Raw genomic sequence first — 23,645 nt, forward strand, 5'->3', positions numbered from 1 at the left:
GTCGACCCTCCCCGTGCGTCGTTGCACTGACAGGACACCCGCGTCGCTTGCCATGCCCAGCACCATGGCACGGCTGTGACGCGTGTGACTAGACCTACGACTGCACGTAGTTTTCATCAGGCGACTCCTCGGGCTGTCGTGGTAAGGCGATCGACCTCGTCCCATTCGGGGCCTCCGAGGTGGATCGCGGCAGCGGGGAAGAGCCCGTTGTCCTCGCGGTCGATGTGCTCGCGCAGCGCGTCCTCGAAGCGGGCGTAGAGCGCCACCTCGCCGTCGGCCACGCGCGCGAGCAGCTCGTCGAGTTCGTCGTGCTCGGCGCACAGCCGGGAGATGTGATCGGTGAAGAGCTCGTCGCGCGCCATGACGGTGAAGATGCCGGCCTCCTCTGCGTCGACGTGCGGCGTGAGGTGTGCTGCGAGCGCCTCCGCCGCTGCCCGACGGCGCACGGGGTCGTCGAGACCTCCGCGCAACGCTCCGAGGTGGTTGACGATGTGCTCGTGCTCGGCCATGAGGCGACCGACGACCTCGAAGTCCGCACATCCGCAGTAGCTGCACATCATCGGGTCCGATCGTCGAGGGTGGTCACGGGCGCACTCGCACGATGCCGTGCGCCCCGCGTTCGGCGTCCGCCATGACGTGGCTGACGAAGGGGTAGTGACCCGCCTCCGGGAAGCGGGTCTCGACGAAGCCGCCCTGGGCGGCACCGAGGGCCAGGGTCTGGCTGCCGCCCGAGGAGCCGGGCCGCAGCCGCCAGTCCCCTTCGGCCCAGACGGCGTCGAACTGCGCGCCGACGACATGGAAGCTCGTGGCGCGGTTGGGTCCGGCGTCGAGCACCCAGAAGCGCACGCGCTCGCCGACGCGCGCGGTCAGGGGCGACGAGTCGTACTGGTAGGCAACGCCGTTGAAGGTGACCCCGTCAGGGGTCGCGGCCTGCGCCTTGTCGGCGTCGACCTCGCCCGCCGAGCCACGGGCTGTGCTCGCACCGAGGAAGAGCTCCGACTGCACGAGCAGGAAGCTGCGGTCTACGGCAGGCAGGTCGGCGGGCTCGATGACGACGGCTCCTGCCATGCCCGCGCCGATGTGGGCCGACATCGGCATCGTCGAGCAGTGATACATCCAGATGCCCGCCCGGGCCGCGGTGAAGCGGTAGGTGAGGCTGGCCCCCGGTGGCACGGTGCGCATGACCTCGTCCGGTGCGCGGGCTCCGGCGTGGAAGTCGATGGAGTGCCCGATCGTGCCGTGGTTGACGAGGGTGACCTCGAAGACGTCACCGACCCGACCGTGCAGGGTGGGTCCGGGCGACCTGCCGTTGTAGGTCCAGCGCCGCTGCCACGTGCCGGGCGCCACCTCGACCTCCACCTCTTCGACGGTGAGGGTGACGCGGCGGACGCGCTCGGGCGTCAGCGGCGCCAGCTCAGGGTCGTATGCCGTGAAGTCGGCACTGAGGTCGCCCTGGCCCAGGTGCCCGGTGGCGTCGTGGCCCGACGGGGCGGGCTCCTGCGCCGACTGCCCGGTCGTGCCGCCCATCGCGCCGCCCATCGCACCCTGCGCCGTGCCCGGGGGGGCTGCGGCACCCGTGACGAGCACCTGCAGGACCATCCCCATCTGCCGATGGCCGACGACGGAGCACCAGCCCTCCATCGGGGCGCTGACCACTCCCACGTCGACCTGCCCCGTCGCCCCGGGGGCGAGTCGGGGCGTGTGCTGGCCCGCGTCGAGGACGAGGTCGTGGGTCGTGGTGCGGTCGCGGTTGGTCAGCCGGATGACGAGCCGGTCGCCCGCCGGCACGGTCACCGAGGCCGGGGTGAAAGCCATCCCGTCGGCCACGACGTCGACGGTCGTCGTGTGCCCGGTGGGGGCGACGTCCCCTGCCCCTGCGCCGGCGGAGGCCCCAGACAGGGCGAGGCTGGTCGCGACGACGAGCGCCACGACGGACCCGGCCACGGCGAGCTGCGTGGACGTCCAGAAGGCGCGCTCGGGCGCGGGGCCCCGGCCGATCGTCAGGAGCTCGGGCGGAGCAGCGGCTCCGGCCGATCCGGCAGACCCGGCGGCGGCAGCTGACCGGCGCGCTCGCACCGACTCGCGCACGGACAGCCCGGCGAGGGGCAGGAAGCTCGCGACGGCGAGCCCCACGAGGACGGCGAGCGCAACCCGGGTGGGCTCGGGAAGCGGGAGCAGCCACAGCACGAGTCCGAGGTTGAGCACGACCACCCGGAAGGGGGCGGCCCGCTCGAACCAGTCGAGACCGGCCCGCAGGGCTGCCGGCCCACCGCCGAGCACGCTGGGCACGAGGTGGCTCAGCGCGGCCAGCACGAGCTGCAGCGCGAACCCGACCGCGAGCGCAGCCGCGACACGGTCGTAGCGGGCGCCGACACCGGCCCAGTCCGGCGTGACGGCCACCAGCACGGCAACGCCGAGGACGCTGGCCGCGAACCAGCAGAGCGCGCACGCCGCGGAGACCGTCGTGAAGCGGCGCGGCAGGCTGCGCCGAGCGGGAGCGATGAGCGCCCTTCCCCACCAAGCCAGCCCACCGGCATACGTGACGAGCCCGAGTGCGGTCAGCGGGCTCAGCCCGATGAGGGCACCGGCGACGGAGACCAGAACCCCACCGATCAGGATCGGAAGCGCCTGGCGCGCAAGGGTTTCGGCGCGGTCGTCCATGCGAGCGCGCAGCATCGTGGCCCAGAAGGTGACCAAGGTGCCCGTCACCGTGAGACCGAGCCAGCCCAGCGCCATCATCAGCGAGTGCGCGACGACCAGCCGGGCGTGCCACGGGTCTGCGGGCTGTCGGGCGAGCAGGACCCCGAAGGTGGCGCCCACCGGCATGCACGCGGCGGCGGCGAGGTAGTAGCGGATGGTGATGCGGAAGCGTCCCGGGAGGGCGGACCGGAGACGGCGCCACAGCTGCAGGCCGTGCCACACCACCGCCCCGGCTGCGCAGGTCGCGCCGGCCAGGGTCAGCCACCACCAGCCCGACGGGACGCCGACGAAGACGAGCGTCGAGCCGGCGAGCAGCAGCGCCAGCCGCCGGCCCTGCTGTCGGCGGCTGTCGAGCGTGGCCGGCGTCTTGAGCAGCGCCTGGGCGAAGTGGGTGCTCCACACCATGACGGCGTGCGTGACTGCGCCGAGGACGACGAGGTGCAGGACCAGCCAGTCCGCCGCCGGCAGGCTGCGACCGACGGCAGCGACCACGAGGGCGGCCGTGAGCCAGAGCGTCGTCGGGTGGTCGCGCAGCGGCCACGCCCCACGCCCGGTCAGGGCGGAGGCGGCCGGCCGTTCGACCTGACGGGTGCTCACGGGTGGCTCACGCGTTGCTCATGGGGAGGTCACGGTGCGTCGTGGCGTCGGGGGCGTCGCGTCGTCAGCTGCGGCGTGTGAGGCGCAGGGTCCAGGCTTCCGGACCGCGCACGAGGTAGGTGACCTCGATGGTGCCCGCCTCGCGCTCGGCGATCTGCCCGAGGAGCGGCTGCGGGTCGTGCGGTGCGACCAGCCGCAGGGTCCCGCCGGCCGGCACGGCTCCGAGGGCGCCGAAGACCGTGGCGTGGCGGATGGCGTGCGGGATGGACCGCACGTCGAGCTCGGGCTCACCCGCGTCCACGCAGCCGCAGGAGCACTCGGCGACGCTGACGTCCGAGACGGGGATCGGGTCGTGGATGGTCACGGTGGCTCCTCGGGGTGCGTCGGCGGCAGCGATTTAATACACTGCCCATGTGAAAAATAGCCCACGTGCTGCCTCGGTGCCAACCCGGGTGACGGAGCCGACACCCGTCGACGGTCCGACGGCCCTCCCGGAGGTGCCTGCCGCCCGCGAGCGCGTGCTCGAGGCGCTCGCGAGCCACGGCATGGACGGCGCGCCTGCGGCGAGCGCTGGGGAGGGGTCGGCGACGGCTCGTGGGTGGCAGGAACCGCTCCGGCCGGCGACGATCGGCGACCTCGTCGACGTGCTCGGCGGGCACCCCAACACGACGCGCGCGCACCTGGCCCGGCTCGTCGACAACGGCCTCGTGATGCGGACGGCGCTCGAGGCCGGCACCCGTGGCCGTCCGGCCCTCGGCCACCAGCTGACCGACCGGGGGCGACTGGTGCTCGAGTCCCTCCGCGTGGCCCGTCCCGTCGCGACCGACGAGCTCGTCACGGCGATGGCCGAGCACCTGGAGACCACCACGGACCCCGACGTGCACGCCCGGGCGATCGGTCGTCGCTGGGCGGCCCAGCTGACTGAGGCCCCGTCCGGCAGCCAGTCCCCCGGACGGCGTGCGCAGGGCTCGGGCGGACCGGCGCGCCGCGACCCCACCCCGGTCGAGACGGTGGTCGGCCTGCTGACGACTGCGGGTTTCTCGCCACAGCTCGCTCCCGACGGCGGCATCGAGCTGCGCACGTGCCCCGTGCTCGCCTCGGCGCGGGCGCACCCTGGCGTGGTCTGCACGATGCACGAGGAGATGCTCCGGTCGGCGCTCGACCGGGCCGGCGACGGCGGCGTCGGGCTGCGCCTCGTCCCCTTCGCCCGCCCGGGCGCCTGCCTCGTCGAGCTGGGCCCCGACAGGCGCTGAGCGGGTCCTATGGTGCTGTCGCTCTCGACGACAGTTGCCTTCACCCCGCGGCGAACCTTCAGGATGGACGGGTGAGCACTCATGACAGCCAGCACGCCCCTGCCGCAGAGCGGCCCGTCGGCAACGACCGCCCGGGTCACGGCCACGCCGACTGGGAGGAGCGGTATGCCGGTGCACCCGTGTGGAGCGGCAAACCCAACGTCGCCCTCGTTGCCGAGGTCTCGGACCTGGCGCCCGGTCGCGTCCTCGACGTCGGGTGCGGTGAGGGCGCCGACGCCATCTGGCTGGCGAGCCGCGGCTGGCGCGTGACGGCGATCGACGTGGCGACCAACGCCCTCGGGCGCAGCCGGGCTGCAGCCGAGGCGGCCGGCGTCCACGTCGACTGGGTCTCGTCGGGGCTGGTCGAGCTGCCCGAGCGGGACGGCTGCTTCGACCTCGTCACGGTCTTCTACCCCGCGCTGATGCGCACGCCCGACAGCTCGGCGGAGGCCGCACTCCTCGGCGCCGTCGCCCCGGGCGGCACGCTGCTCGTCGTGCACCACGCCGAGATCGACCGGGCGGTGGCGCAGAGCCACGGCTTCGACCCCGACGACTACGTCGGCCACGACGACGTCGTCGCCGCCCTCGGGGACGGCTGGGTCATCGAGGTGAAGGAGCAGCGGGAGCGCGACGTCACCGAGGGAGCCGGCGCGCACCACCATCACGACCTCGTCGTGCGAGCGCGCCGACTCCCCCTCTGACCTGACCCTCACCCGGTTCGAGGTGATCGCGGCACCCACGTCGGGCCCGTGATCACCTCGAACCACGCTGATTTCCCCTCCGGTTCGAGGTGATCGCGGCACCCACGTCGGGCCCGGCATCACCTCGAACCAGGCTGATTTCCCCTCCGGTTCGAGGTGATCGCGGTACCTACGTCGGGCCCGGCATCACCTCGAACCGGGAGGAGCGCGCGGGGGTGAGCGCTGCCGTCCCCCGCGTTCGGCTGCGGGGCCGCGGCGCACCGGAGGTGCGATCGGCGCCACCGTCCTCCGGCGGCCGTGTCGCGGGCTCGGCCGCTCGGGCCACGGCAGCCCCGCCGACGAGCGTGGAGTCGCGGGCCAGTTCGCCTCGATGATCGCCTCGAACTCGGCACGGAGCAGGTCGTCGTCGGCGCAGACGAGCTCGACGAACGCGTCGTCCGTGTCGCGCAGGACCTCGGCTGCGACCTCGCCCGAGACCTCGTCACGAGGCCCGACCAGGGGCTCGAGCAGCTCGGTGGACATCGCTGTCACCTGACCTCAGGCGCCGATGGCCTGTCTCGGCTCGTCCTTGGTCGAGATGGCGATCTTGCGCGGCTTCGCCCTCTCGGCCACCGGGATGGCCAGGGTCAGCACGCCGGTGTCATAGCTCGCCTCGATGTGCTCGGTGTCGAGGTTGTCACCGAGGACGAGCTGCCGGCTGAAGACGCCCCGCGGGCGCTCGGCGGCGATGAGCTCGGCGTCGCTGGCCCGATTCGGCCGCTCGGCCCTGACCGTCACGACGTTGCGCTCGACGTCGAGATCGATCGAGGCGGGGTCGACCCCCGGCAGGTCGAACTCGACGTGGAAGGTGTCCCCATCGCGCCACGCGTCCATCGGCATGACCGAGGGTCGGGCGAGGGTGCCGTTCGTGCCCAGCATCTGCTGGGCGAATCGGTCGAGATCACGGAAAGGGTCAGTGCGCATCAGCATCGTCTTCACCTCCATCGTGTCCTGGGATGCTCCGAAGTGGCCACGACCGCATCTCACGATCTGTGGCATGCGCTGTAGATTTTTTGTATCACTGCGAGGATGCTGGTGCAAGAGCCATCCGTAGATTTTCCCGAGGAGGTGAGGAGCCATGGCAGCGAGCCCCCCGACGCCGGACGGCGACCAGGGCGTCTACGGCATCTCGGTGGCCGCCGAGCTCGTCGGCCTGCCCGCGGCGAACCTCCGCCTCTACGAGGCGCGCGGGCTGCTCGAGCCGGCCCGCACCGACGGTGGCACCCGGCGCTACAGTGCCAACGACCTGACCCGGCTGCGTCGCATCTCCGACCTGCTCGACGCGGGCGTCAACCTCACCGGCATCGGCCTGCTGCTCGACCTCCAGGACGAGAACCAGCAGCTGCGCGACCAGATCGACGCCGACACGCCACCCACCACCTGACCGAGCCCCCGACCGAACTCCCCACCACGAAGGACCCGACCGTGAGCGTCGACGTCATGACCGACACCGTGATCAACCGCCCGATCGCCGAGGTCGCGGCCTTCGCCTCCGACCCCGGCAACGCCCCGGAGTGGTACGCCAACATCAGATCGGTGGAGTGGGAGACGCCGCCGCCGGTCGCACCCGGCTCGCGGATGGCGTTCGTCGCGACCTTCCTCGGGCGCACGCTGTCCTACACCTACGAGGTCACCGAGCTCGTCCCCGAGCAGCGACTCGTCATGCGCACGGCCGAGGGTCCCTTCCCGATGCAGACGACCTACACCTGGGAGGCCCAGCGCGCAGACCGGACCCGGATGACCCTGCGCAACACCGGCGATCCCAAGGGGTTCGCCCGGCTCGGCGCACCGGTCGTCGCGGTCGCTATGCGCCGCGCCATGACGAAGGACCTCGCGAGGCTGAAGCAGGTGCTCGAGGCCCGCTGACCCCGCCCGATCGGCAGCGCGGGCGCGCCTGCCGACGGGCGCGCCTGCCCTACGACCGGGCCCCCTCGACGGAGGCCAGGCCCGCGCGGATGTCGGCCGCCGAGCGTCGCACCGAGTCTGCGGCGTGGTCCTCCACCTGGGTCTGCGACTCGCGCTCGGCCCGCACCCGCTCTCGGAAGGCGCCGACCTCCAGCTCGGCAGCGTCGTCGTCCCAGCCGAGCAGCGGGCCGACGAGTGCAGCGACCCCACGAACGGCCTCGAGCCCCCGGTCGGCGACCTCGATCGAGATGCGGGTCCGCCGGGTGAGGATGTCGTCGAGGTGCAGGGCACCCTCGTGGGTGACGGCATAGCGGATCTCGGCCCGGAGGTACTGGTCGGCACCCTCGAGCGGCTGGAGGAGGGTCGCATCCGTGCGGGTGGCCTCGAGCACCTCGGTCACGAGGCTGCCGTAGCGGTCGAGCAGCCGGCGCATCCGCCACGGGCTGAGCGACCACTCGGCCGCCAGTGCCTCGACGGAGTTGCTCAGCGCCTCGAACCCCTCCGCCCCGAGGATCGGGGTGCGGTCGGTCACCGACGGCGCCACCGGTCGACCGAGGTCGCCCACCGCGGCATCGACGGCGTCCCGGGCCATGACGCGGTAGGTCGTGTACTTGCCCCCGGCCACGCTGATCAGACCGGGCAGCGGCCGGGCCACCGCGTGCTCGCGGGAGAGCTGGCTGGTCTCCTCCGACTCGCCTGACAGCAGGGGCCGCAGCCCGGCATACACCCCGAGGATGTCGTCGTGGGTCAGCGGCGTCGTCAGGACGGAGTTCACCTGCGACAGCAGGTAGTCGATGTCGGAGCGGCTGGCCGCCGGGTGCGCCTTGTCGAGCATCCAGTCGGTGTCCGTCGTGCCGACGAGCCACTGGTTGCCCCAGGGGATGACGAAGAGCACCGACTGCTCGGTCCGCAGGATGAGCCCCGTCTCGGAGTTGATCCGGTCGCGCGGCACGACGAGGTGCACGCCCTTGGAGGCCCGCACGCGGAAGCGACCACGCGTGTCGGCGAGCTCCTGCACGTCGTCGGTCCAGACGCCGGTGCAGTTGATCACGACGGAGGCGCGGACCGACGCGGTGCGGCCGGTCTCGACATCGAGCAGGTCGGCGCCGACGACGCGCCCGCCGTCGCGCTGGAGCCCCACGACCTTCGTCGAGGAGCGCACGACGGCGCCGTAGTGCGCCGCCGTCCGGGCCACCATCATCGTGTGACGGGCGTCGTCGGCCTGCGCGTCGTGGTACTGCAGCGCCCCGACCAGCGCGTCGGGTCGCAGGGCCGGGCACAGGGCCCGGGCCTGGGTGCGGGTCAGGTGCCGGTGGCGCGGCACGCTGCTGCGCCCGGCGAGCGCGTCGTAGAGCGCGAGGCCCGCACCGACGTAGGGCCGCTCCCAGACCCGACCCTTCAGCGGGTAGAGGAAGGGCACCGGCCGCACGAGGTGCGGCGCCAGGCGGGTGAGCATGAGCTCGCGCTCGTGCAGGGCCTCACGGACCAGGCGGAAGTTGAGCTGCTCGAGGTAGCGCAGGCCGCCGTGGAAGAGCTTGCTCGAGCGCGAGGAGGTGCCACTGGCGAAGTCGCGCATCTCGACGACGGCGGTGCGCAGGCCGCGGGTCGCGGCGTCGAGCGCCACCCCGGCGCCGGTCACCCCGGCGCCGATGACGAGCACGTCGTAGGCGCCGTCCTGCAGCTGGTCCCACGAGGCTTCGTGGTGGGCACGGTCGATGGTGTCTCGGGCGTTCACGCGTTCTCCTTGACGAGCTGGTCGGACGGGGCCCAGTCGAGTGACCGGTCGACGGCGCGGTTCCACTCGCGCCAGCCGGTCGTGGGCAGGGCAGAGGCGGGGTCGGGTCGCCAGCGGCGGCCGCGGTGGCACACGGCCGCGACGGACTCGAGGTCGTCCCACACCCCGACGGCCAGGCCCGCGGCGAAGGCGGCGCCGAGCGCCGTCGTCTCGGTCACCGCGGGCGCGCTGAGGGGCACCTGGAGCGTGTCGGACTGCAGCTGCATGAGCAGCGAGTTGGCGACCATGCCCCCGTCGACGGTCAGCTCGTCGATCGGGTGGCCGGTGTCGGCGCGCATCGCCTCGACGACCTCGCGGGTCTGGAAGCAGGTGGCCTCGAGCGCCGCGCGCACGAGGTGCGCCTTGCAGGTGTATGCCGTGAGGCCGGCGATGACGCCCCGGGCGTCGGGTCGCCAGCGGGGGGCCAACAGGCCGGAGAAGGCGGGCACGACGTAGGCGCCGCCGCTGTCGGGCACGCTCGCGGCCAGTGACTCCACCTCCGCGACGTCGCGGATCAGCTCGAGGCGGTCGCGGAGCCACTGGATGAGGGATCCGGCGACGGCGACCGATCCCTCGAGGGCGTAGCAGGGCGGCCCGTCGTTGAGCTGGTAGGCGACCGTCGAGAGCAGGCCGTGCTCGCTGCGCACGATCTCCTCACCGGTGTTGCACAGGAGGAAGCCGCCGGTGCCGTAGGTGCTCTTCGACGAGCCCGGCTCGAAGCAGCCCTGCCCGACGAGGGCCGCGTGCTGGTCGCCGAGCGCCGCGGCCACCGGCACGCCCGGCAACGGGCCGTCCCCGTGCCCGAGCCCATAGACCTCGGACGAGCGGTGGATGCGGGGCAGCACCTCGACGGGCACGTCGAGCCGGGAGGCCAGCTCGGGGCTCCACTCCAGCCGTCGCAGGTCCATGAGCAGCGTCCGCGAGGCGTTGGTGACGTCGGTGACGTGCTGGCCACCCTCCGGCCCGCCCGTGAGCTTCCAGATGAGCCACGAGTCGACCGTGCCGGCCAGCAGGTCGCCCCTTCCCGCGCGCCCCCGGGCGCCCTCGACGTGGTCGAGCACCCAGGCGATCTTGGGTCCGCTGAAGTAGGACGACAGCGGCAGCCCCGTCACCGCACGGAAGAGACTGTCGGTCTCGGGGTCGGCGGCCAGCCGTGTGCAGGTCGCCTCGGTGCGCGTGTCCTGCCAGACGATCGCGGGGTGCACGGGCTCGCCCGTGACGCGGTCCCAGACGACGACGGTCTCACGCTGGTTGGCGATGCCGCAGGCCGCGAGGTCGGTGGCCTGCAGCCCGGCGTTCTCGAGGGCCTGCTCGACGACGTGCACGGTGTTGCGCCAGATCTCGAGGGGGTCGTGCTCGACCCAGCCCGGCTGCGGGTAGTGCTGCGCGTGCTCGACCTGCGCGGTGGCGACCACGCGCGCCTGGTCGTCGACGACGAGGCACCGGGTGCTCGTCGTGCCCTGGTCGATGGCGGCCACGAAGGACCGTCCTGAGCTCAGGGCCGGCCGTGGTGGAGCGGTCACCATGCGAGGACTCCTTTGACGACGGTGAAGGTGGCGCCGGCCAGCGCCAGCCCGATGGCGAGGCGCCGGGCGAGCTCGTGGTCGACCCGACGCGAGAGGAACTCCCCTCCGACGAGCCCGACGGCCAGCGCCCCGAAGGAGATGACGAGCGCCGCGGGCGAGACCTGTGGCAGCCCACCCTTGGCGGCGAGCGAGGCCACGTTGACGAAGATCGAGTAGAACTGGAAGGTCGCGACGAACTTGCGGTGCTCCCAGGCGGTGCTCACGGCATACAGCACGATGGCCGGCCCGCCGACGCCCGCGGTGACGTTCATGAAGCCGCTCGCCCCGCCCGCGACCACGGCCCCTCCGGTGCCGCGGAGCACCCGGGCGCGCTCGCTCAGCACGACGGCCCCGAGCGCGATGATGACGGTGACGCCGATGATGACCATCAGCGGTGCGGGCGGCACGTTGCGAGCGACCCACGCACCGAAGGGGATCGCGACGAGGGCTGGGACGACGAGAAGCAGGCCCTTGCGCCACTCCGTGTCACGCCACAGCGTCACGAAGACAACGATGCTGACGGCGAGCCCGAGCAGGTTGGACAGCACGACACCCTCGAACGGCCCGGCGATGAGCACCAGCAGAGGCGCGCACACGAGCGCGAATCCGATCCCGGTGATCCGCTGGGTGAGCGCGCCGGCCACCACCCCGAGGGGCAGCAGCACCAGCTCGGTCGTCATGTCGTCCTCTCCCGCCGTGCCTCGTCGCGACCGGTCACAGACCGAGCGAGAGGTAGCGGACGTCCTCGAACTCCTCCAGGCCGAGGTCCGCACCCTCTCGCCCGAGGCCGGACTGCTTGACGCCTCCCATCGGGGCGAAGGCCACCGACGGCAGGGCGTTGTTGACCCCGACGATGCCCGCCTCGAGCCGCTCGGCCGTGCGCCAGCAGCGCGAGATGTCACGCGACCAGACGTAGGCGGCGAGCCCCATCTCCGTGCGGTTGGCCCGCGCGACCGCCTCGTCGAGGTCGCGGAAGCGGAAGACGGCGGCCGCGGGGCCGAAGACCTCCTGCGTGGCGATGTCGGCCGTGTCGGGGACGTCGGTGAGCAGCGTGGGTGCCACGAAGGTGCCGCGCTCGGGCAGCTCACGCTGCCGGGTCAGTCTGGTCGCGCCGAGCGAGATCGCTTGGTCGACAAGGGAGTTGACGGCCTCGACCCTCGTCGTGTCGATGACCGGCCCGAGGTCGGGGCACTGCTCGGCCAGACCGTCGCCGATGCTCATGGCGTCGATCCGTGCTGTGAGTCGCTCGACGAAGGCGTCGTGCACGTCCTCGTGCACGAGGAAGCGGTTGGCGGCGATGCAGGACTGACCCGTGTTGCGGAACTTGGCCAGCATCGCCCCCTCGACGGCGGCGTCGAGGTCGGCGTCGTCGAGGACGACGAAGGCGGCGTCGCCACCCAGCTCGAGCAGCGGCCGCACGACCCGGCGGGCCGCGCCCGCCATGATCTCTCGTCCGACCGGGGTCGAGCCGGTGAAGGTGACGGCGCGCACGGCCTCGTGGTCGAGCAGGGCCTGCGTGACCTCGCGGGCCGGCCCGTGCACGAGGTTGACGACCCCGGCGGGCACTCCGGCGTCGGTGAGCGCGCGGATCATCTCGGTGGCGGCCAGCGGGGCCTTCTCCGAGACGCGGGCCACGACGGTGCAGCCCGCCGCCAGGGCGGGAGCGAGCTTGCGGGCCTGGATGGAGCAGGGGAAGTTCCACGGGGTCAGCGAGGCGACGACGCCGACCGGGCGGCGCACGGTGACGTGTCGCCGGTCGCCGGCCTCGTGCGGGATGACCTGCCCGCTGGGTCGGCGGGCCTGCTCGGCGAACCACCGGAAGTACTCGGCGCTGAAGGCCAGCTCACCGACCGCCTCGGGCAGCCGCTTGCCGGCCTCGCGGGCGAGCAGCGTGCCGAGGTCTTCGGCGCGCTCGGCGATGAGGCGGGCCGCCTCCATGAGGATGTCGGAGCGGCGCCGGGCGGGCAGGTCGGACCACTCGCCGAACGCGCGGGCGGCCGCATCGGCGGCCCGACGGGCGTCCTTCGCGCCTCCCCACGCGACGTGGCCGACGGTCGACCCGTCGGCGGGGTTGGTGACCTCGAGGGAGGAGTCTCCGTCCTCCCAGGCGCCGTCGATGAGCTGGCTGGGCATGGTGGTCACTGCGTCTCCTTGATGGGTCAGCCTGCGGCGCAGGCGAGTCGGCTGTAGTGATGCGTCGGACAGGTCAGGGCACGAGCACGTCGGGGCGTTGCCGTCCGCCGACCTGGACGCTGGGCCAGCGCCCGTCGGCGACGAGTGGGCGCGGACCGTCGGGCAGCACGAGGGTCGTGTCCTCGACCTTCCAACCGGCGCCGCTGGGGTTCCACGCGACGACCGCGCCGTCACCGAGCACGACGTCGCTCGAGGCGTGCGCGGGGAACTCGCGCGGGGCAAAGCCGCTCAGTCCCCCTTGGTGGTGCCGGTGCCACTCGTCGGGGTCGAAGCCCTGCTCCCCGTATGCCGCGCAGCCGGCTGCCGCGACGTCGCCGAGGCGCGCTCCCACGCGGGAGCCGTCGAGGAAGACCTGCTCCACCTGCAGCAGGCGGGCGTAGGCGTCGCGCTGCTCGTCGTTGAGCGGGGCGAACGAGACGATCCGGCTCACGCTGGCCACGAGGCCGTGCCTGCGCCCGCAGGCGACGAGCAGGGCCCGCGGGCCGACGGGCTCGGCGAGCGGCAGCGGGTGGCGGTGCGCGTCGAGGTGGTCGGTGCCGCCCACGAGCAGCACGATCGGGTCGAGCTGTCGCTCGAGCAGCTGGCGAGCCAGCTCGCCGGCGGCGGCATAGCCCGTGGTGCCGGGAGTCATAGTGAGCGCGGCGGCAGTTGCGGCGGAGGCGGCGTCACGGCATACGTCGGTGAGCAGGTGCTGCTGGTGGGTGGTGAGCCGGCGACGCAGCGCAGCCAGGTCGGCTCCCACGGCAGCAGAGTCCGGGAGCGCTCGGTCACAGCGGACCCGCGGCCCGGTCGGCAGCTGCCCGTCGCGTGGCTCCCACCACGGCACGACCGCCCAGCTCAGGTCGCACGCCTCGCCCAGCCCGGCCAGCTCGGTGTCGCGCAGCCGCGGCGCCTCGATGGCGTTGGTGACGACGGTCAGCGCGGCGGGCGCGTGCCCGCCGTCGAGGTGCACCACGACGTCGAGGCAGGCGGTGTCGAGGGTCTGGGGCACGTTGACGCGGGCGCCGAGCAGCCAGGCCAGGTTGGCCGGCTCGCGCAGCACGACGGTGTCGAGGTCGAGCGTGCGAGCGAGGTCGGCCAGCCGGGCGAGCTTGTCGCCCAGGTCGATCCAGCGCGTGCCCTCAGGCGCCACGACATCAGGACCCATGCCGCACCACCTCGTCCGCGACGACCGCGGGGCGGGAGTCGAAGTCGAGGAGCTCGGGCCCGGACCCGGACCCGACGACGTCGCCGTAGGCGTGCAGTGTCCAGGGCCGTCCGTGCAGGTCCTCCACCGATCGCACGGTCTCGTCGACCTCGACCCGTGGGATGACCGCGCCGCCGCGCACGAGCACCGGCATGCGCTCGAGCGGCACCTCGACGGTGTGGAAGCCGGGACCCTCGTAGCGGGTGTCGTCGTGCAGGTCGAACCACTCACCCTCGGGCACGTAGAACGTGCGCTGCACCGGGGCGGCGCCGTCGTCGAAGACCGGCACGACCAGCAGGTCGCGGCCCAGCAGGAAGCTGTCGTCGACGCTGCGCGCGACGCGGTCGTCGGGGTGGTGCAGGCCCAGGGGGCGCAGGACGGGCCAGCCGTTGGAGGCAGACTCGCGCGCCACCTGCCACAGGTAGGGCAGCAGGGAGTAGCGCAGGCGCACCCAGTCCCGGCAGATGTCGAGGGCCTCCTCGCCGAAGGCCCACGGCTCGCGCGGCCGGAGGCCATGGGCCCGCATGAGCGGCGAGAGCGCACCGAGCTGGGTCCAGCGGACGTAGAGGGCGGGGGTCAGCTCGGGACCGAAGAACCCGCCGATGTCGTGGCTCCAGAAGCCCGGGGCGCTCATCGCATACGACAGGCCGCCACGGACGGTGGCCTGCATGCCGGCGACGGTCGACTCGGCGTCGCCGCCCCACTGCCCGGGGTAGCGGTGCGACCCCGCCCAGCCGCTGCGGCCCCAGACGAGCGGCGGGCGGTCGGTGAACTCGCGGATCGCGTCGGAGACCGCTCCGTTGTAGCGCAGCGGGTAGAGGTTGTGCGCCTGGTTGGCCGGTGTGCCGTCGAAGAGCGCGACGTCGTCGGGCAGGGCCTCGCCGAAGTCGGTCTTGAAGACGGCCACGCCGTCGTCGAGGAAGTCGCGGTGCATCTCCTGCCACCACCGCTTGGCAGCAGGGTTGGTGAAGTCGATGAGGGCACGCATCCGGCCGTCGGGCGTCGGCGTCTTCTGGATGCCCGCGAGACTGCCGTCGGTGCGGCACACGAGATAGCCCTCGCGCTCGGCCTCCTCGAAGATCGGCGACGCGGGGTCGAGGTAGGGCAGCTCCCACACCGACAGCCGCAGCCCGAGCTCGCCCAGGTCGCTGACGAACTGCTTGCGCTCGCCGAATCGGCTGGTGTTCCAGATGAAGTCGGTGTTGAGGCGGTCGACGACGAGCCAGTCGGGGTCGAGGTGCAGCACGTCCATCGGCACCCCGTGGGCGCGCGCGGCGCGGCCGACCTCGAGCATCTCCTCGCTCGTGTGGTAGCGGCACCGGCCCATCCAGTAGCCGAAGGCCCAGGGCTGGGGCACGTCGGCACGTCCCGTCAGGGCGGTGTATGCCGTGAGGCGGGCTGTAGGGTCGGCGCCGGCGAAGACGTAGAGGTCGATCGCGGCGTCGTGCAGACCCAGCGAGAGCACTGACGGGAACGAGTGGCCGACGTCGGCGGTGACGACCGCTCCGGTGTTGACGAAGCCGGTGTAGCCGCGCGACGAGTGCCACACCGGGACCGGCTTGTAGGCCAGGCCCGTCCCGGTGCCGCAGGCGTCCTCGCTGCGCAGGGTCAGCAGCTGGCCGTTCTTGACCAGCCGGCCGAACTGCTCGCCGAAGCCGAGCACGTCCTCGTCGGGTGCGAGCTCGAGGTTGAGCGTCGTCGTCTCGTCGTCGACGACGACCGACGGAGCGGTGAGCAGGCCGGCGACCTGGCGGAGCCGGTCGGCCGTGCGCAGCAGGGTCGCGCCGCTGCTGCGGTCGACCAGGCGCAGGGTGAACGGCGCGCGGCCGACCTCCAGGCGCAGTGACCCCGTGCTGACCGCGACGTGCGTGTCGGCCTCCTCGACGGTGAGCGACTCGGGCGCGGGCGACGGGTCGACGACGATGCCGAGCCCGGTGCCGTCGTCGCCCAGCACTGCCGCGCCGGCCGGAGCGAGGGTCAACCTCAGGCAGTCGGGCTGCGGTGCGCTGATGCGCAGCTCGAAGGCCGTGACGTCGGTCGGCGGCAGCTCGAGGTCGGGCAGGTTGGGCATCTGCGTCTCGACGCCCTGTGCCTCGAGGGGCTCCCCGGTGAGCCAGCCCGGCATGACACCGAGCTGCACACCCGGCAGGGCGTCGACCGCGAGCCTGACGGTGTCCTGCGTGCCCTGCTGGACCTGCTGGACCCGGCGGAGCAGGAGGGTCTGGGTCGGGGTCGATGAGGACTCGTGCATGGTCACCCCTTCACCGCGCCGGCGGTGATGCCGGCGACGAAGTAGCGCTGGAGGAAGACGTAGGCGAGGACGATCGGCGCCGAGGCCACGACGACACCCGTGAAGAGCAGCGGGTAGTCGGTGAGGAACTCGCCCTGGAAGGACAGCAGCGCGACGGGGATCGTGCGCTTCTCTGCGTCGTTGATGAAGAGCAGCGGGTAGAGCAGGTCGTTCCAGTGGATGACGAAGAGGAAGATCGCGGTCGCCGAGAGCGACGGCACCGACACCGGCAGCACCACCGAGCGGTAGGTGCGCCACGGCCCCGAGCCGTCGACGGCAGCAGCCTCGAAGAGCTCCTTGGGGAGGGTCTTCAGGAAGCCGGTCATGATGAAGACCGCGATCGGCAGGGTCGTCACGATGTTGATCAGCACGAGGCCGAGCAGCGAGTTGGTGAGCCCGAAGGTCTCGAACTGGACGTACTGCGGGATCATGTTGGCCTGGGCCGGCACGGCCATGCCGAGCACGATGAAGCCGAAGAGCAGCGCGCTCTTCCATCCCGTCGTGCGGGCGATGCCGTAGGAGGCGAGGCTCGCGATGAAGAGGGTCAGCGGCACGGAGAGCCCGGTGACGATGACGCTGTTGCGGAAGGCGACGCCGAGTCCGGACTCGCCGACGACCTGCTGGTAGTTGCCTCCCTGCCAGTCCGTGGGCAGGCCGAACGGCGAGGCGAACAGCTCTTGGCTGGTCTTGAAGCTGCCGAAGATCACGACGACGAGCGGCACGATCACCAGCACGGCATAGATGCCGAGCACGGTGCGGCGGGTCAGTTGGTAGCTCATGGTGCTCTCCTCACGCGTCCGGGTTGCTGGCCTTGACGGCCCGACGCTGGATCCAGGTGATGGCGGCGATCAACGCCATGAAGACGAGCGACTCCGCTGCGGCATAACCGAACTGGGAGTTGGCGAAGCCGGAGTAGATGCGGGTCGACAGGATGTCCAGCGACCCCTTGGGTGGGTTGCCGCCGAGGCCGAGGATGAGGTCGAAGGCCTTGAACGACTGGACCGTCGTGTAGGCCATGACGATGGCGGTGGCCGGGGCCACCATCGGTAGCGTGATGTGGCGGAACTGCTGCCACCTGCTCGCGCCGTCGGTCTGGGCCGACTCGTAGAGCTCCTGCGGGATCTGCTGGAGCCCGGCGATGTAGATGATCATCATCTGGCCGACGTGGAACCAGACCTGCGTGATCGCGACCCAGTAGATGGCCTGGGAGTCGTTGCCGAGGAAAGCGCTCTGGAACTGGTCGAGCCCGACGTAGTCGAGCACGGAGTTGATGAGCCCGAAGTTGGGGTCGTAGACGAACTTCCAGATGAAGGCGACCGAGACACTCGAGAGGATCGTCGGGAAGAAGAAGATCGAGCGCAGGGCAACCGACGACTTCGAGTTCTTGGTGAGGAAGACGGCCAGCACCAGCGAGAAGATCGTCTGGAAGATGACGACGACCAGCATGAACTTGAGGTTGTTGCCGAGCGCGTTGCGGAAGAGGTCGTCGTTGGTGAAGATCGTGACGAAGTTGTCGAGTCCGACGAATTCCGCCGTCGGGCTGAAGCCGTCCCAGTCGGTCACGGAGTAGACGACGCCCTGGATCGTCGGGATGACGAAGAAGGCGACGTAGAGCACGAGCGCCGGAACGGGGAAGAGCCACAGCGCCGGGTGCGCCGCCATGGGGCCGCGGCCGGCCGAGGGTGCCTCGACGGTCGGGTTGGGCTCCGCCTCGGGGGGCCTCGGCGGGGTGAGGGTGGTCGACATGGTCACTTCCTCTGGTCGATGATGACCTGGGCCTGCTCGGCGGCCTGGTCCGGCGAGGTGCCGCCGACGACCGCGACGCAGGACGCCTCGACGGCGGCCCGGATGTCGAGGTTGTTGAACTGGAAGCGCGGAGCGAGCAGCGTCTTCTTGGCCAGCCACGGGGCGTTGTGCTTGAGGTCGGCGTTGGTGTAGTCGACGTTCTTGACCGTGACGTGCTGCGAGGTGCCGTTGGCATAGACGGCCGCGTTGACCGGGTCGGAGAGGAACTCCACCCACTTGAGCGCGGCGTCCTGGCCGGTGCCCGCGCTGTTGACACCGAGGATGAAGGTCGCGTTGTAGATGCCTTCGTACTTCGCCTTGTCGGCGGCCACCGTGATCGGGGCGATGAGCCCGATCGGGAACTCTGCGCCGAGCTTGCGGACGGCGCTGATGTGGAAGGACCCGGTGGCGAGCATGCCGGCCTTGCCACTGGCGAAGAGCTGCTGCAGCGGCTCGGAGCTCGTGCCCGTGGAGTTGGCCTCGAAGAAGGGCGCCAGCTGCTGGTACTGCTTCAGGGTCTCGAGGAACCAGTCGTCGGTGACCTTGCGCGTGCCGGCCTCGATGTCGGCGAACGCCGTGTCGGTCGGCATGTTGTTCATGACCATCGAGTTGATGAGCTGGCCGGAGTTGGCCGGCTCGCCGCCGGGCCAGGCGATGGGGGTCAGGCCCTTGGCCTTGAGGGTCTCGCAGAGGGCGAGGAAGCCGTCCCAGTCGGTCGGGAGCGAGCTGACGCCGGCTGCCTCGAAGGCGTCCTCGTTGAAGATCGGCATGTTGAAGACGAGCTGGTAGGGCAGGCCCATCTGGGCCCGGCTCGGAGCCTGACCCGCCTTGATGAGCTCTGCGAAGTAGCCGTCGACGAAGGGCTGCGCGCCGAGGCCGGCGTAGAGCCCGGCCTTGTTCATGTTGGTGAACTGCGCGCCGCGGAAGGCGACGAAGGCGGTGCCGATGGTGCCGCCCTTGACCTTCTGCAGAGCCGTGCTCTGGTAGTCGTTCGAGGGCGCGATGTCCTGCTCGACGGAGGCCTGCGGATTGGCCTTGACGAACGACTCGATGAGTTTGTCGAAGACCTCCTTGTCCTCCGCACGCCAGTGGGCGAAGGACACCTTGCCGGTGGCCGGCGAGCCGTTGACGGCGGGCAGCACCTGCGCGTCCGCGCCGCCCGACGCGGAGCCGCTGCCCCGCGAGGTGATCGTCGGCCCGACGCAGGCGCTGAGCGCGCCCCCGATGCCCACGGCCCCGAGCCCGTGCAGGAATCGGCGGCGGCCGATGGTGGTGTTCTGGTCAGACATCGTTGTCTCTCCTTCAGATCCTGCTGGGACTACCAGTCGACGACAGTGATCCCCAGGAGGTCGGCGGCGGCACGCAGCTGCGGGCGCACGTCGGACCACGCGAGGACGGTGTGGTGGGGGAAGCCGCCGGTCACGAGACCGGTGACGAACTGCGTTGCGTCGCCGTCGAGCCGGACGGCGGCGGTGTTGCCCTGGAAGCGGTTGGGCTCGGGCATCGACTCGCCCGAGGCGAGCAGCAGACGGAGGTTGCCCGGCTGCGCCGGGTCCTCGGTGAGGCGGGCCATGATGACCGGCCCGGTGCGCAGCGGGAAGTTGCCCGCCACGCCCAGCTTGCGGTTGCAGTGGGTGAACTGCGTTGCGTCCAAGGGGTTCGCGGCGAGGGAGGTGGCGGCCGCGCCGCAGTGCCAGAGGCGCACGACGTTGCTCTCGCCGTCGAGGTCGACCGTGTCGACGAGGTAGGTGGTGCCTGACCCGAGAGCCTCCATGAGCAGCATGGTGATCGCGCCGTAGACGTCGCGCTCGCAGGCGGTCGGGGTGCCCTCGTCGGCCACACGCGAGAGGGACGAGCACGGGCAGGCTCCGAGCTGGGTCGGGAACTCGGGCCAGCAGCGGATCGCCATGCCCGACAACGACTCCCCGTCGCGCCAGCCGCGCATGGCCGTCGTGATGCGCGCGGAGGTGAGCGCCTGCCCGCCGTCGACCGAGGCCAGCGAGGGCTGGGCCGCGACAGCAGCGTCGTGCTCGGCCTCGGCCTCGCCGTCGGCCACGTCCTCGACGCGGTCGAACATCGCCTCGACGGGGGTCTGGGCGATCTCGATGCCGAAGAGTCGCTGCACGAGGTCGCCGTCGTACTGGCTCGGCGTGAAGCCGGGGGGCGCGTCGCCCACGAGCCCGAGCCGGCGACCGCGCAGCGCGCCGAGGGCGGTCGCGACGTCGGCGCTGTCGGCGCGCGGCCCCTGGGCGGTGGGTGCCGGCACGGCCGCAGGGAGCTGGCCCGCGAGGGCCGCCTCGAGGGTGCGCCGGGTGGCCGGCTCGTCGGGGTTGCCGTAGAGCAGGCGCGGGGTGCGCTGGGCGTGCACCACGAGGGCGTGGCCGAAGAGGTTGGCCCCGCACATCGAGTTGAGCCAGAGCCGGTCGCCCACGGGTCCGGGCTCGCGGAAGGACCAGAGCAGCACCGGCTGCTCGAGGTCGCCGTAGAGCTCGAGCGCCGGGGTGGCGTCGGAGAAGGACGCGCAGACGTTGATGACGAGGTCGGCCTCGCCGGAGACGAAGTGCTTCGCTGCCGCGACGTCCTCGGGTGTCATGACGAGCTCGTCGGGCCCCGTCACCTCGGCGCCGAGCTCGACGAGCAGGGCGCGGGCCTCGTCGGCGAGGCGGCGCGCCACGTCGACGGCGAAGGTGGGCCGGGCCGTCGGCACGAGGACAACGCGCGGGCCGGTGGTGCGGGCGGTGGTGGTGTCGGCGGTGGTGCTCATGCCTGCACGACCTCGTCGACGATCTGGCCGAGGCGCTGCAGGCGCGGGATCGAGACCTCATGCAGGTCGCGCTCGACGTCGTCGCTGCCGATGACCGACGCCCAGACGGCGCGACCGGCGAGGAAGCCCGAGGCGCCCTCGCGGCAGGCCAGCTCGACCGACCGCGGGAAGAGGTCGGCCGGCACGCCGGACGACAGGACGACCCACGGGGACGAGACTGCCTCGGTGATCTGGGCGCAGGCCCGGCGGATCTGCTCCTCCGTGCCCTGGCCCTTGTAGGGCACCTCGGCCTTGTAGAGGTCGGCGCCGAGGGAGCCGAGCTCCTGCGCGGCCTCGATGATGCAGGCCTCCGCGTCCCACGCGCCGCCGGCCCGGGGTGCCTTGGCGACTGGTTCGATGATGCTGACCAGCCCTGCCGCGCGGCACCGGTCGACGAACTCCTCCACCATCTCGATGCGCCCAGAGGCGGCCTCGTCGGGGCGGTGGATGACGAGCAGCTTCATCGCGACGGCGCCCTGCTCGCGGACGGCGGCCGGGTCGACGTCGTGGTCGATATCGACGGCGGTCACGAACTCGCCGTTGCCGGCGACGAAGTGGTCGGCGGCGGCGATGAGTCCGCAGGTGGGGGCGACCACGTCGGCGTCGACCACGGCGTCGAAGGCGAACTGCTTGTCGACGAGCACCGCGGAGGCGAAGGGAGTGAGCACCCGCGTGGCGGCGACCTTGAAGTCGGTCAGCTGCTGGTCGGTGACCGGTGCGCTCTGGTGCTCGGCGAACATCGCGCGCATGGCCTCGCGCTGGTCGACGGCCAGCATGGCGAAGCCGCCGCTCGGCCGTGCCACGTCGGCCAGGCCGTAGCGCCTGCTCGTCGGGGTCTCGTCGGTGATGTCGGTCATGTCGGTCACGGGGCTTCTCCTGCTGAGGTGGACGGCTCGGACGGGTGGTGGGTGGTTCGGCGGTTCAGCGGGTCGGTGCGACGGTCACGCCGGTCGCGTCGTCGACCGGGTCGGGCGAGATGGCTGCGAGCACCTCGGGGAGGTGCGGGATGCTCGAGCGGCCGTCGAGCCCGCGGCACGACAGGGCGGCGGTGGCGTTGGCGAAGGCGAGCCGGGAGGCGAGGGGCAGTCCGCGCACCACCGCGGCGACCAGCGCGCCGTGGAAGACGTCGCCCGCACCGAGCGTGCTCAGCACGTCGACGGCGTGGGCAGGGGCGTGGGCGCGGTCACCGTCCGCGGTCAACGCATACGACCCCTTGGAGCCGTCGGTGGCCACGACGACGCGGCACCCCTGCGCGATGCTCGCGGTGAGCAGCTCGTCGACCGAGAGCGACTCCCCGTGGATGAGGCGCAGGGCCTCGACGGTCGGCACGTAGAGGCCGACCCCGCGCGGGTCGAAGCCCGGGATCGGGTTGCCGGCGTCGACGGACAGGACGCCCTGGTCGCGGACGAGCCCGGCGCGGTGCACCGGCTCCCAGCCCGCGTGGTCGACGTGGACGAGCGGAGCTGCGGTGATGAGGTCGGCGCCGGCGGAGACGTCGATGCGGGGCGCGGGGCGGTTGCAGATCGCGCGGGTGCCGCGGCTGCGGTCGACGATGACGACGCTGGCGGCGGTGGACTCCCCCGCAGCGACACTCACCCCGGTGACGTCGACGCCCTCGGCCTCGAGGCCGGCGAGCACCGCGCGTCCGTTGGCGTCGTCGCCGACGGTGCCGACGAAGGCCGTGCGCACTCCGAGTCGGGCAGCGGCCACGGCGGAGGTCGCGGCAGGGCCACCACCCGCATACGACACCTCGTCGGCGACGAGCCGCTCGTCGGGGCTGGGGAAGGAGGGGACGAGCGCGATGGCGTCGAGCGTGGCCACTCCGACGAAGACCGCTTCGATGTCGTGTCGTGACGTCATGCGCTGCTGCGCTCCTTCGGGCCGCTCCATTGGGGATGTTGATACGCTAACAGCAAATGTTGGAAAGTCAACACCTTCGTGGGGAGAATTTCGCGTCCTCCCGTATGCTGTGGACGTGCGAGACCCGGCCATCGACGCAGTGAGCGACAGCTCCTCCCTGCGCTACGACACGGCTCCAGAGCGTCGCCAGAGCATCCTCGACGCGGTGGAGGGCGCCGGCTTCGTCTCCGTCAGCGAGCTGACCCGCCGACTCGGCGTCTCCGACATGACCGTGCGGCGTGACCTGCGCAAGCTCGCCGTCGACGGCCGGGTGCGCATCGTCCACGGCGGCGTCAGCGCGCTGCGCCCCGCGCTGCACTCGCCGGAGTTCACCGGACGGGCCGGCGAGCACGCCGAGAGCAAGCAGGCGATCGGTGAGGCCGCCGTGCGGGGCCTCGACGCGCGGGCGACCGTGGCCATCGACGCGGGCACGACGACGTATGCCGCCATGCAGGCGCTGCCCCCGGACTTCCAGGGCACGGTGGTGACGCACTCGGTGCCCGTCATGCAGCTCGCGCTGACGCGCGGCCTCGGTCGGGTCGTCGGGCTCGGCGGCGAGCTGCTGCCCAGCAGCCAGGCCTTCGTCGGTCCGCGCACCGTCGAGGCCACCAGCGGGCTGCGGGTCGACACGCTGCTTCTCGGGGCGGCCGCGGTCGACAAGCACGGCATCTACGTCTCCACCGACAACGAGCGCCCGACCAAGCTGGCCCTCATGGGCATCGCCGAGCGCATCGTCCTGCTCGTCGACGCCAGCAAGTTCACGACCTCGGCGCCCGTGCTGCTCTGCGGCTGGGACGCCGTGACGGGTGTCGTCAGCGACGCCGCCCCGCCCCCCGACATGGCCCGGCGCCTGGCCGCGCTCCCCGAAGGCGTGCAGATCGTCCGGTGACGTGGCGCAGACCGCGTGTCAGCAGGC

22 protein-coding genes are annotated in these 23,645 nt (G+C 72.0%); 5 read left to right on the plus strand and 17 right to left on the minus strand.

What is annotated here, in order from left to right; all coding sequences use genetic code 11:
• Positions 1-116: 116 nt before the first annotated feature.
• The 3 genes from LG278_RS00345 to LG278_RS00355 all read right to left on the minus strand — a co-directional run bounded on the left by LG278_RS00345 (position 117) and on the right by LG278_RS00355 (position 3,661).
• Positions 117-560, minus strand: a complete 444-nt coding sequence (locus LG278_RS00345) for a hemerythrin domain-containing protein (RefSeq protein WP_404389801.1) — start codon at positions 558-560, stop codon at positions 117-119.
• A gap of 22 nt (positions 561-582) precedes the next feature.
• Positions 583-3,297, minus strand: a complete 2,715-nt coding sequence (locus tag LG278_RS00350) for a multicopper oxidase domain-containing protein (protein WP_404389803.1) — start codon at positions 3,295-3,297, stop codon at positions 583-585.
• 64 nt (positions 3,298-3,361) lie between these two features.
• The gene (locus tag LG278_RS00355) at positions 3,362-3,661 is read right to left on the minus strand and encodes a DUF2249 domain-containing protein (protein ID WP_404389805.1); all 300 of its coding nucleotides are present in this window, start codon (positions 3,659-3,661) and stop codon (positions 3,362-3,364) included.
• Between the two features lie 88 nt (positions 3,662-3,749).
• On the opposite strand from LG278_RS00355, the gene LG278_RS00360 reads away from it, so the two are divergent.
• Both LG278_RS00360 and LG278_RS00365 read left to right on the plus strand, forming a co-directional pair.
• Positions 3,750-4,550: a helix-turn-helix transcriptional regulator gene (locus LG278_RS00360; protein WP_404389807.1), complete on the plus strand. Its 801-nt coding sequence runs from the start codon at positions 3,750-3,752 to the stop codon at positions 4,548-4,550.
• A 71-nt stretch (positions 4,551-4,621) separates the two neighbouring features.
• Positions 4,622-5,290: a class I SAM-dependent methyltransferase gene (locus LG278_RS00365; RefSeq protein ID WP_404389809.1), complete on the plus strand. Its 669-nt coding sequence runs from the start codon at positions 4,622-4,624 to the stop codon at positions 5,288-5,290.
• 186 nt (positions 5,291-5,476) lie between these two features.
• Here the strand turns inward: LG278_RS00365 and LG278_RS00370 are convergent, their stop codons facing one another.
• Together LG278_RS00370 and LG278_RS00375 are read right to left on the minus strand one after the other, a co-directional pair.
• Positions 5,477-5,812 carry a hypothetical protein gene (locus LG278_RS00370; protein WP_404389811.1) on the minus strand — a complete coding sequence of 112 codons (336 nt, stop codon included), beginning with the start codon at positions 5,810-5,812 and terminating at the stop codon, positions 5,477-5,479.
• Positions 5,813-5,827: 15 nt separating this feature from the next.
• Positions 5,828-6,259, minus strand: a complete 432-nt coding sequence (locus LG278_RS00375) for an Hsp20/alpha crystallin family protein (protein ID WP_404389813.1) — start codon at positions 6,257-6,259, stop codon at positions 5,828-5,830.
• Between the two features lie 148 nt (positions 6,260-6,407).
• On the opposite strand from LG278_RS00375, the gene LG278_RS00380 reads away from it, so the two are divergent.
• Together LG278_RS00380 and LG278_RS00385 are read left to right on the plus strand one after the other, a co-directional pair.
• On the plus strand, positions 6,408-6,713 hold the full coding sequence (locus tag LG278_RS00380) for a MerR family transcriptional regulator (protein WP_404389815.1): 306 nt from the start codon (positions 6,408-6,410) through the stop codon (positions 6,711-6,713).
• A 41-nt stretch (positions 6,714-6,754) separates the two neighbouring features.
• On the plus strand, positions 6,755-7,195 hold the full coding sequence (locus LG278_RS00385; RefSeq protein ID WP_404389817.1) for an SRPBCC family protein: 441 nt from the start codon (positions 6,755-6,757) through the stop codon (positions 7,193-7,195).
• 49 nt (positions 7,196-7,244) lie between these two features.
• Here the strand turns inward: LG278_RS00385 and LG278_RS00390 are convergent, their stop codons facing one another.
• The 12 genes from LG278_RS00390 to LG278_RS00445 form a co-directional block, all read right to left on the minus strand.
• Positions 7,245-8,969, minus strand: a complete 1,725-nt coding sequence (locus LG278_RS00390) for an FAD-dependent oxidoreductase (RefSeq protein WP_404389819.1) — start codon at positions 8,967-8,969, stop codon at positions 7,245-7,247.
• Entirely contained in the window at positions 8,966-10,534 is a 1,569-nt protein-coding gene (glpK, locus tag LG278_RS00395; protein ID WP_404389821.1) for a glycerol kinase GlpK, read from the minus strand. Before glpK ends, LG278_RS00390 begins: the two co-directional genes overlap by 4 nt.
• Entirely contained in the window at positions 10,528-11,253 is a 726-nt protein-coding gene (locus LG278_RS00400; protein ID WP_404389823.1) for a TSUP family transporter, read from the minus strand. Before LG278_RS00400 ends, glpK begins: the two co-directional genes overlap by 7 nt.
• Before the next feature lie 34 nt (positions 11,254-11,287).
• Positions 11,288-12,706 carry an NAD-dependent succinate-semialdehyde dehydrogenase gene (locus tag LG278_RS00405; RefSeq protein WP_404393485.1) on the minus strand — a complete coding sequence of 473 codons (1,419 nt, stop codon included), beginning with the start codon at positions 12,704-12,706 and terminating at the stop codon, positions 11,288-11,290.
• A gap of 73 nt (positions 12,707-12,779) precedes the next feature.
• Complete coding sequence (locus LG278_RS00410; protein WP_404389825.1) at positions 12,780-13,913, minus strand: M24 family metallopeptidase; 1,134 nt, start codon at positions 13,911-13,913, stop codon at positions 12,780-12,782.
• Positions 13,903-16,203: a TIM-barrel domain-containing protein gene (locus LG278_RS00415; RefSeq protein WP_404389827.1), complete on the minus strand. Its 2,301-nt coding sequence runs from the start codon at positions 16,201-16,203 to the stop codon at positions 13,903-13,905. The genes LG278_RS00410 and LG278_RS00415 overlap by 11 nt, the downstream gene beginning before the upstream one ends.
• Before the next feature lie 2 nt (positions 16,204-16,205).
• Positions 16,206-17,021 (minus strand): carbohydrate ABC transporter permease, encoded by an 816-nt coding sequence (locus tag LG278_RS00420; protein ID WP_404389829.1) that lies wholly within the window; start codon positions 17,019-17,021, stop codon positions 16,206-16,208.
• A gap of 10 nt (positions 17,022-17,031) precedes the next feature.
• Positions 17,032-17,988, minus strand: a complete 957-nt coding sequence (locus LG278_RS00425; protein WP_404389831.1) for a carbohydrate ABC transporter permease — start codon at positions 17,986-17,988, stop codon at positions 17,032-17,034.
• Positions 17,989-17,990: 2 nt separating this feature from the next.
• The gene (locus LG278_RS00430) at positions 17,991-19,316 is read right to left on the minus strand and encodes an ABC transporter substrate-binding protein (RefSeq protein ID WP_404389833.1); all 1,326 of its coding nucleotides are present in this window, start codon (positions 19,314-19,316) and stop codon (positions 17,991-17,993) included.
• A gap of 29 nt (positions 19,317-19,345) precedes the next feature.
• On the minus strand, positions 19,346-20,791 hold the full coding sequence (locus LG278_RS00435; RefSeq protein WP_404389835.1) for a hypothetical protein: 1,446 nt from the start codon (positions 20,789-20,791) through the stop codon (positions 19,346-19,348).
• A complete protein-coding gene (locus LG278_RS00440; RefSeq protein ID WP_404393487.1) occupies positions 20,788-21,687 on the minus strand; it encodes an aldolase in 900 nt (299 codons plus the stop codon). Before LG278_RS00440 ends, LG278_RS00435 begins: the two co-directional genes overlap by 4 nt.
• Before the next feature lie 64 nt (positions 21,688-21,751).
• Positions 21,752-22,690: a PfkB family carbohydrate kinase gene (locus LG278_RS00445; RefSeq protein WP_404389837.1), complete on the minus strand. Its 939-nt coding sequence runs from the start codon at positions 22,688-22,690 to the stop codon at positions 21,752-21,754.
• A 115-nt stretch (positions 22,691-22,805) separates the two neighbouring features.
• Between LG278_RS00445 and LG278_RS00450 the strand changes: the two genes are divergently transcribed.
• Positions 22,806-23,618, plus strand: a complete 813-nt coding sequence (locus LG278_RS00450; protein WP_404389839.1) for a DeoR/GlpR family DNA-binding transcription regulator — start codon at positions 22,806-22,808, stop codon at positions 23,616-23,618.
• Positions 23,619-23,645: the final 27 nt, after the last annotated feature.

This window comes from Humibacillus xanthopallidus, assembly GCF_044793955.1.
Classification (GTDB): Bacteria; Actinomycetota; Actinomycetes; order Actinomycetales; family Dermatophilaceae; genus Humibacillus; species Humibacillus xanthopallidus_C.

What these genes read in the sequence shown, in the direction of transcription:
- LG278_RS00440 (WP_404393487.1), bottom strand. Translation starts at nt 21,687, where the DNA reads ATGACCGACATCACCGACGAGACCCCGACGAGCAGGCGCTACGGCCTG.
- LG278_RS00430 (WP_404389833.1), bottom strand. Translation starts at nt 19,316, where the DNA reads ATGTCTGACCAGAACACCACCATCGGCCGCCGCCGATTCCTGCACGGG.
- LG278_RS00415 (WP_404389827.1), bottom strand. Translation starts at nt 16,203, where the DNA reads ATGCACGAGTCCTCATCGACCCCGACCCAGACCCTCCTGCTCCGCCGG.
- LG278_RS00400 (WP_404389823.1), bottom strand. Translation starts at nt 11,253, where the DNA reads ATGACGACCGAGCTGGTGCTGCTGCCCCTCGGGGTGGTGGCCGGCGCG.
- LG278_RS00435 (WP_404389835.1), bottom strand. Translation starts at nt 20,791, where the DNA reads ATGAGCACCACCGCCGACACCACCACCGCCCGCACCACCGGCCCGCGC.
- LG278_RS00370 (WP_404389811.1), bottom strand. Translation starts at nt 5,812, where the DNA reads ATGTCCACCGAGCTGCTCGAGCCCCTGGTCGGGCCTCGTGACGAGGTC.
- LG278_RS00380 (WP_404389815.1), top strand. Translation starts at nt 6,408, where the DNA reads ATGGCAGCGAGCCCCCCGACGCCGGACGGCGACCAGGGCGTCTACGGC.
- LG278_RS00410 (WP_404389825.1), bottom strand. Translation starts at nt 13,913, where the DNA reads ATGGGTCCTGATGTCGTGGCGCCTGAGGGCACGCGCTGGATCGACCTG.
- LG278_RS00345 (WP_404389801.1), bottom strand. Translation starts at nt 560, where the DNA reads ATGATGTGCAGCTACTGCGGATGTGCGGACTTCGAGGTCGTCGGTCGC.
- LG278_RS00405 (WP_404393485.1), bottom strand. Translation starts at nt 12,706, where the DNA reads ATGCCCAGCCAGCTCATCGACGGCGCCTGGGAGGACGGAGACTCCTCC.
- glpK (WP_404389821.1), bottom strand. Translation starts at nt 10,534, where the DNA reads ATGGTGACCGCTCCACCACGGCCGGCCCTGAGCTCAGGACGGTCCTTC.
- LG278_RS00425 (WP_404389831.1), bottom strand. Translation starts at nt 17,988, where the DNA reads ATGTCGACCACCCTCACCCCGCCGAGGCCCCCCGAGGCGGAGCCCAAC.
- LG278_RS00375 (WP_404389813.1), bottom strand. Translation starts at nt 6,259, where the DNA reads ATGCTGATGCGCACTGACCCTTTCCGTGATCTCGACCGATTCGCCCAG.
- LG278_RS00445 (WP_404389837.1), bottom strand. Translation starts at nt 22,690, where the DNA reads ATGACGTCACGACACGACATCGAAGCGGTCTTCGTCGGAGTGGCCACG.
- LG278_RS00420 (WP_404389829.1), bottom strand. Translation starts at nt 17,021, where the DNA reads ATGAGCTACCAACTGACCCGCCGCACCGTGCTCGGCATCTATGCCGTG.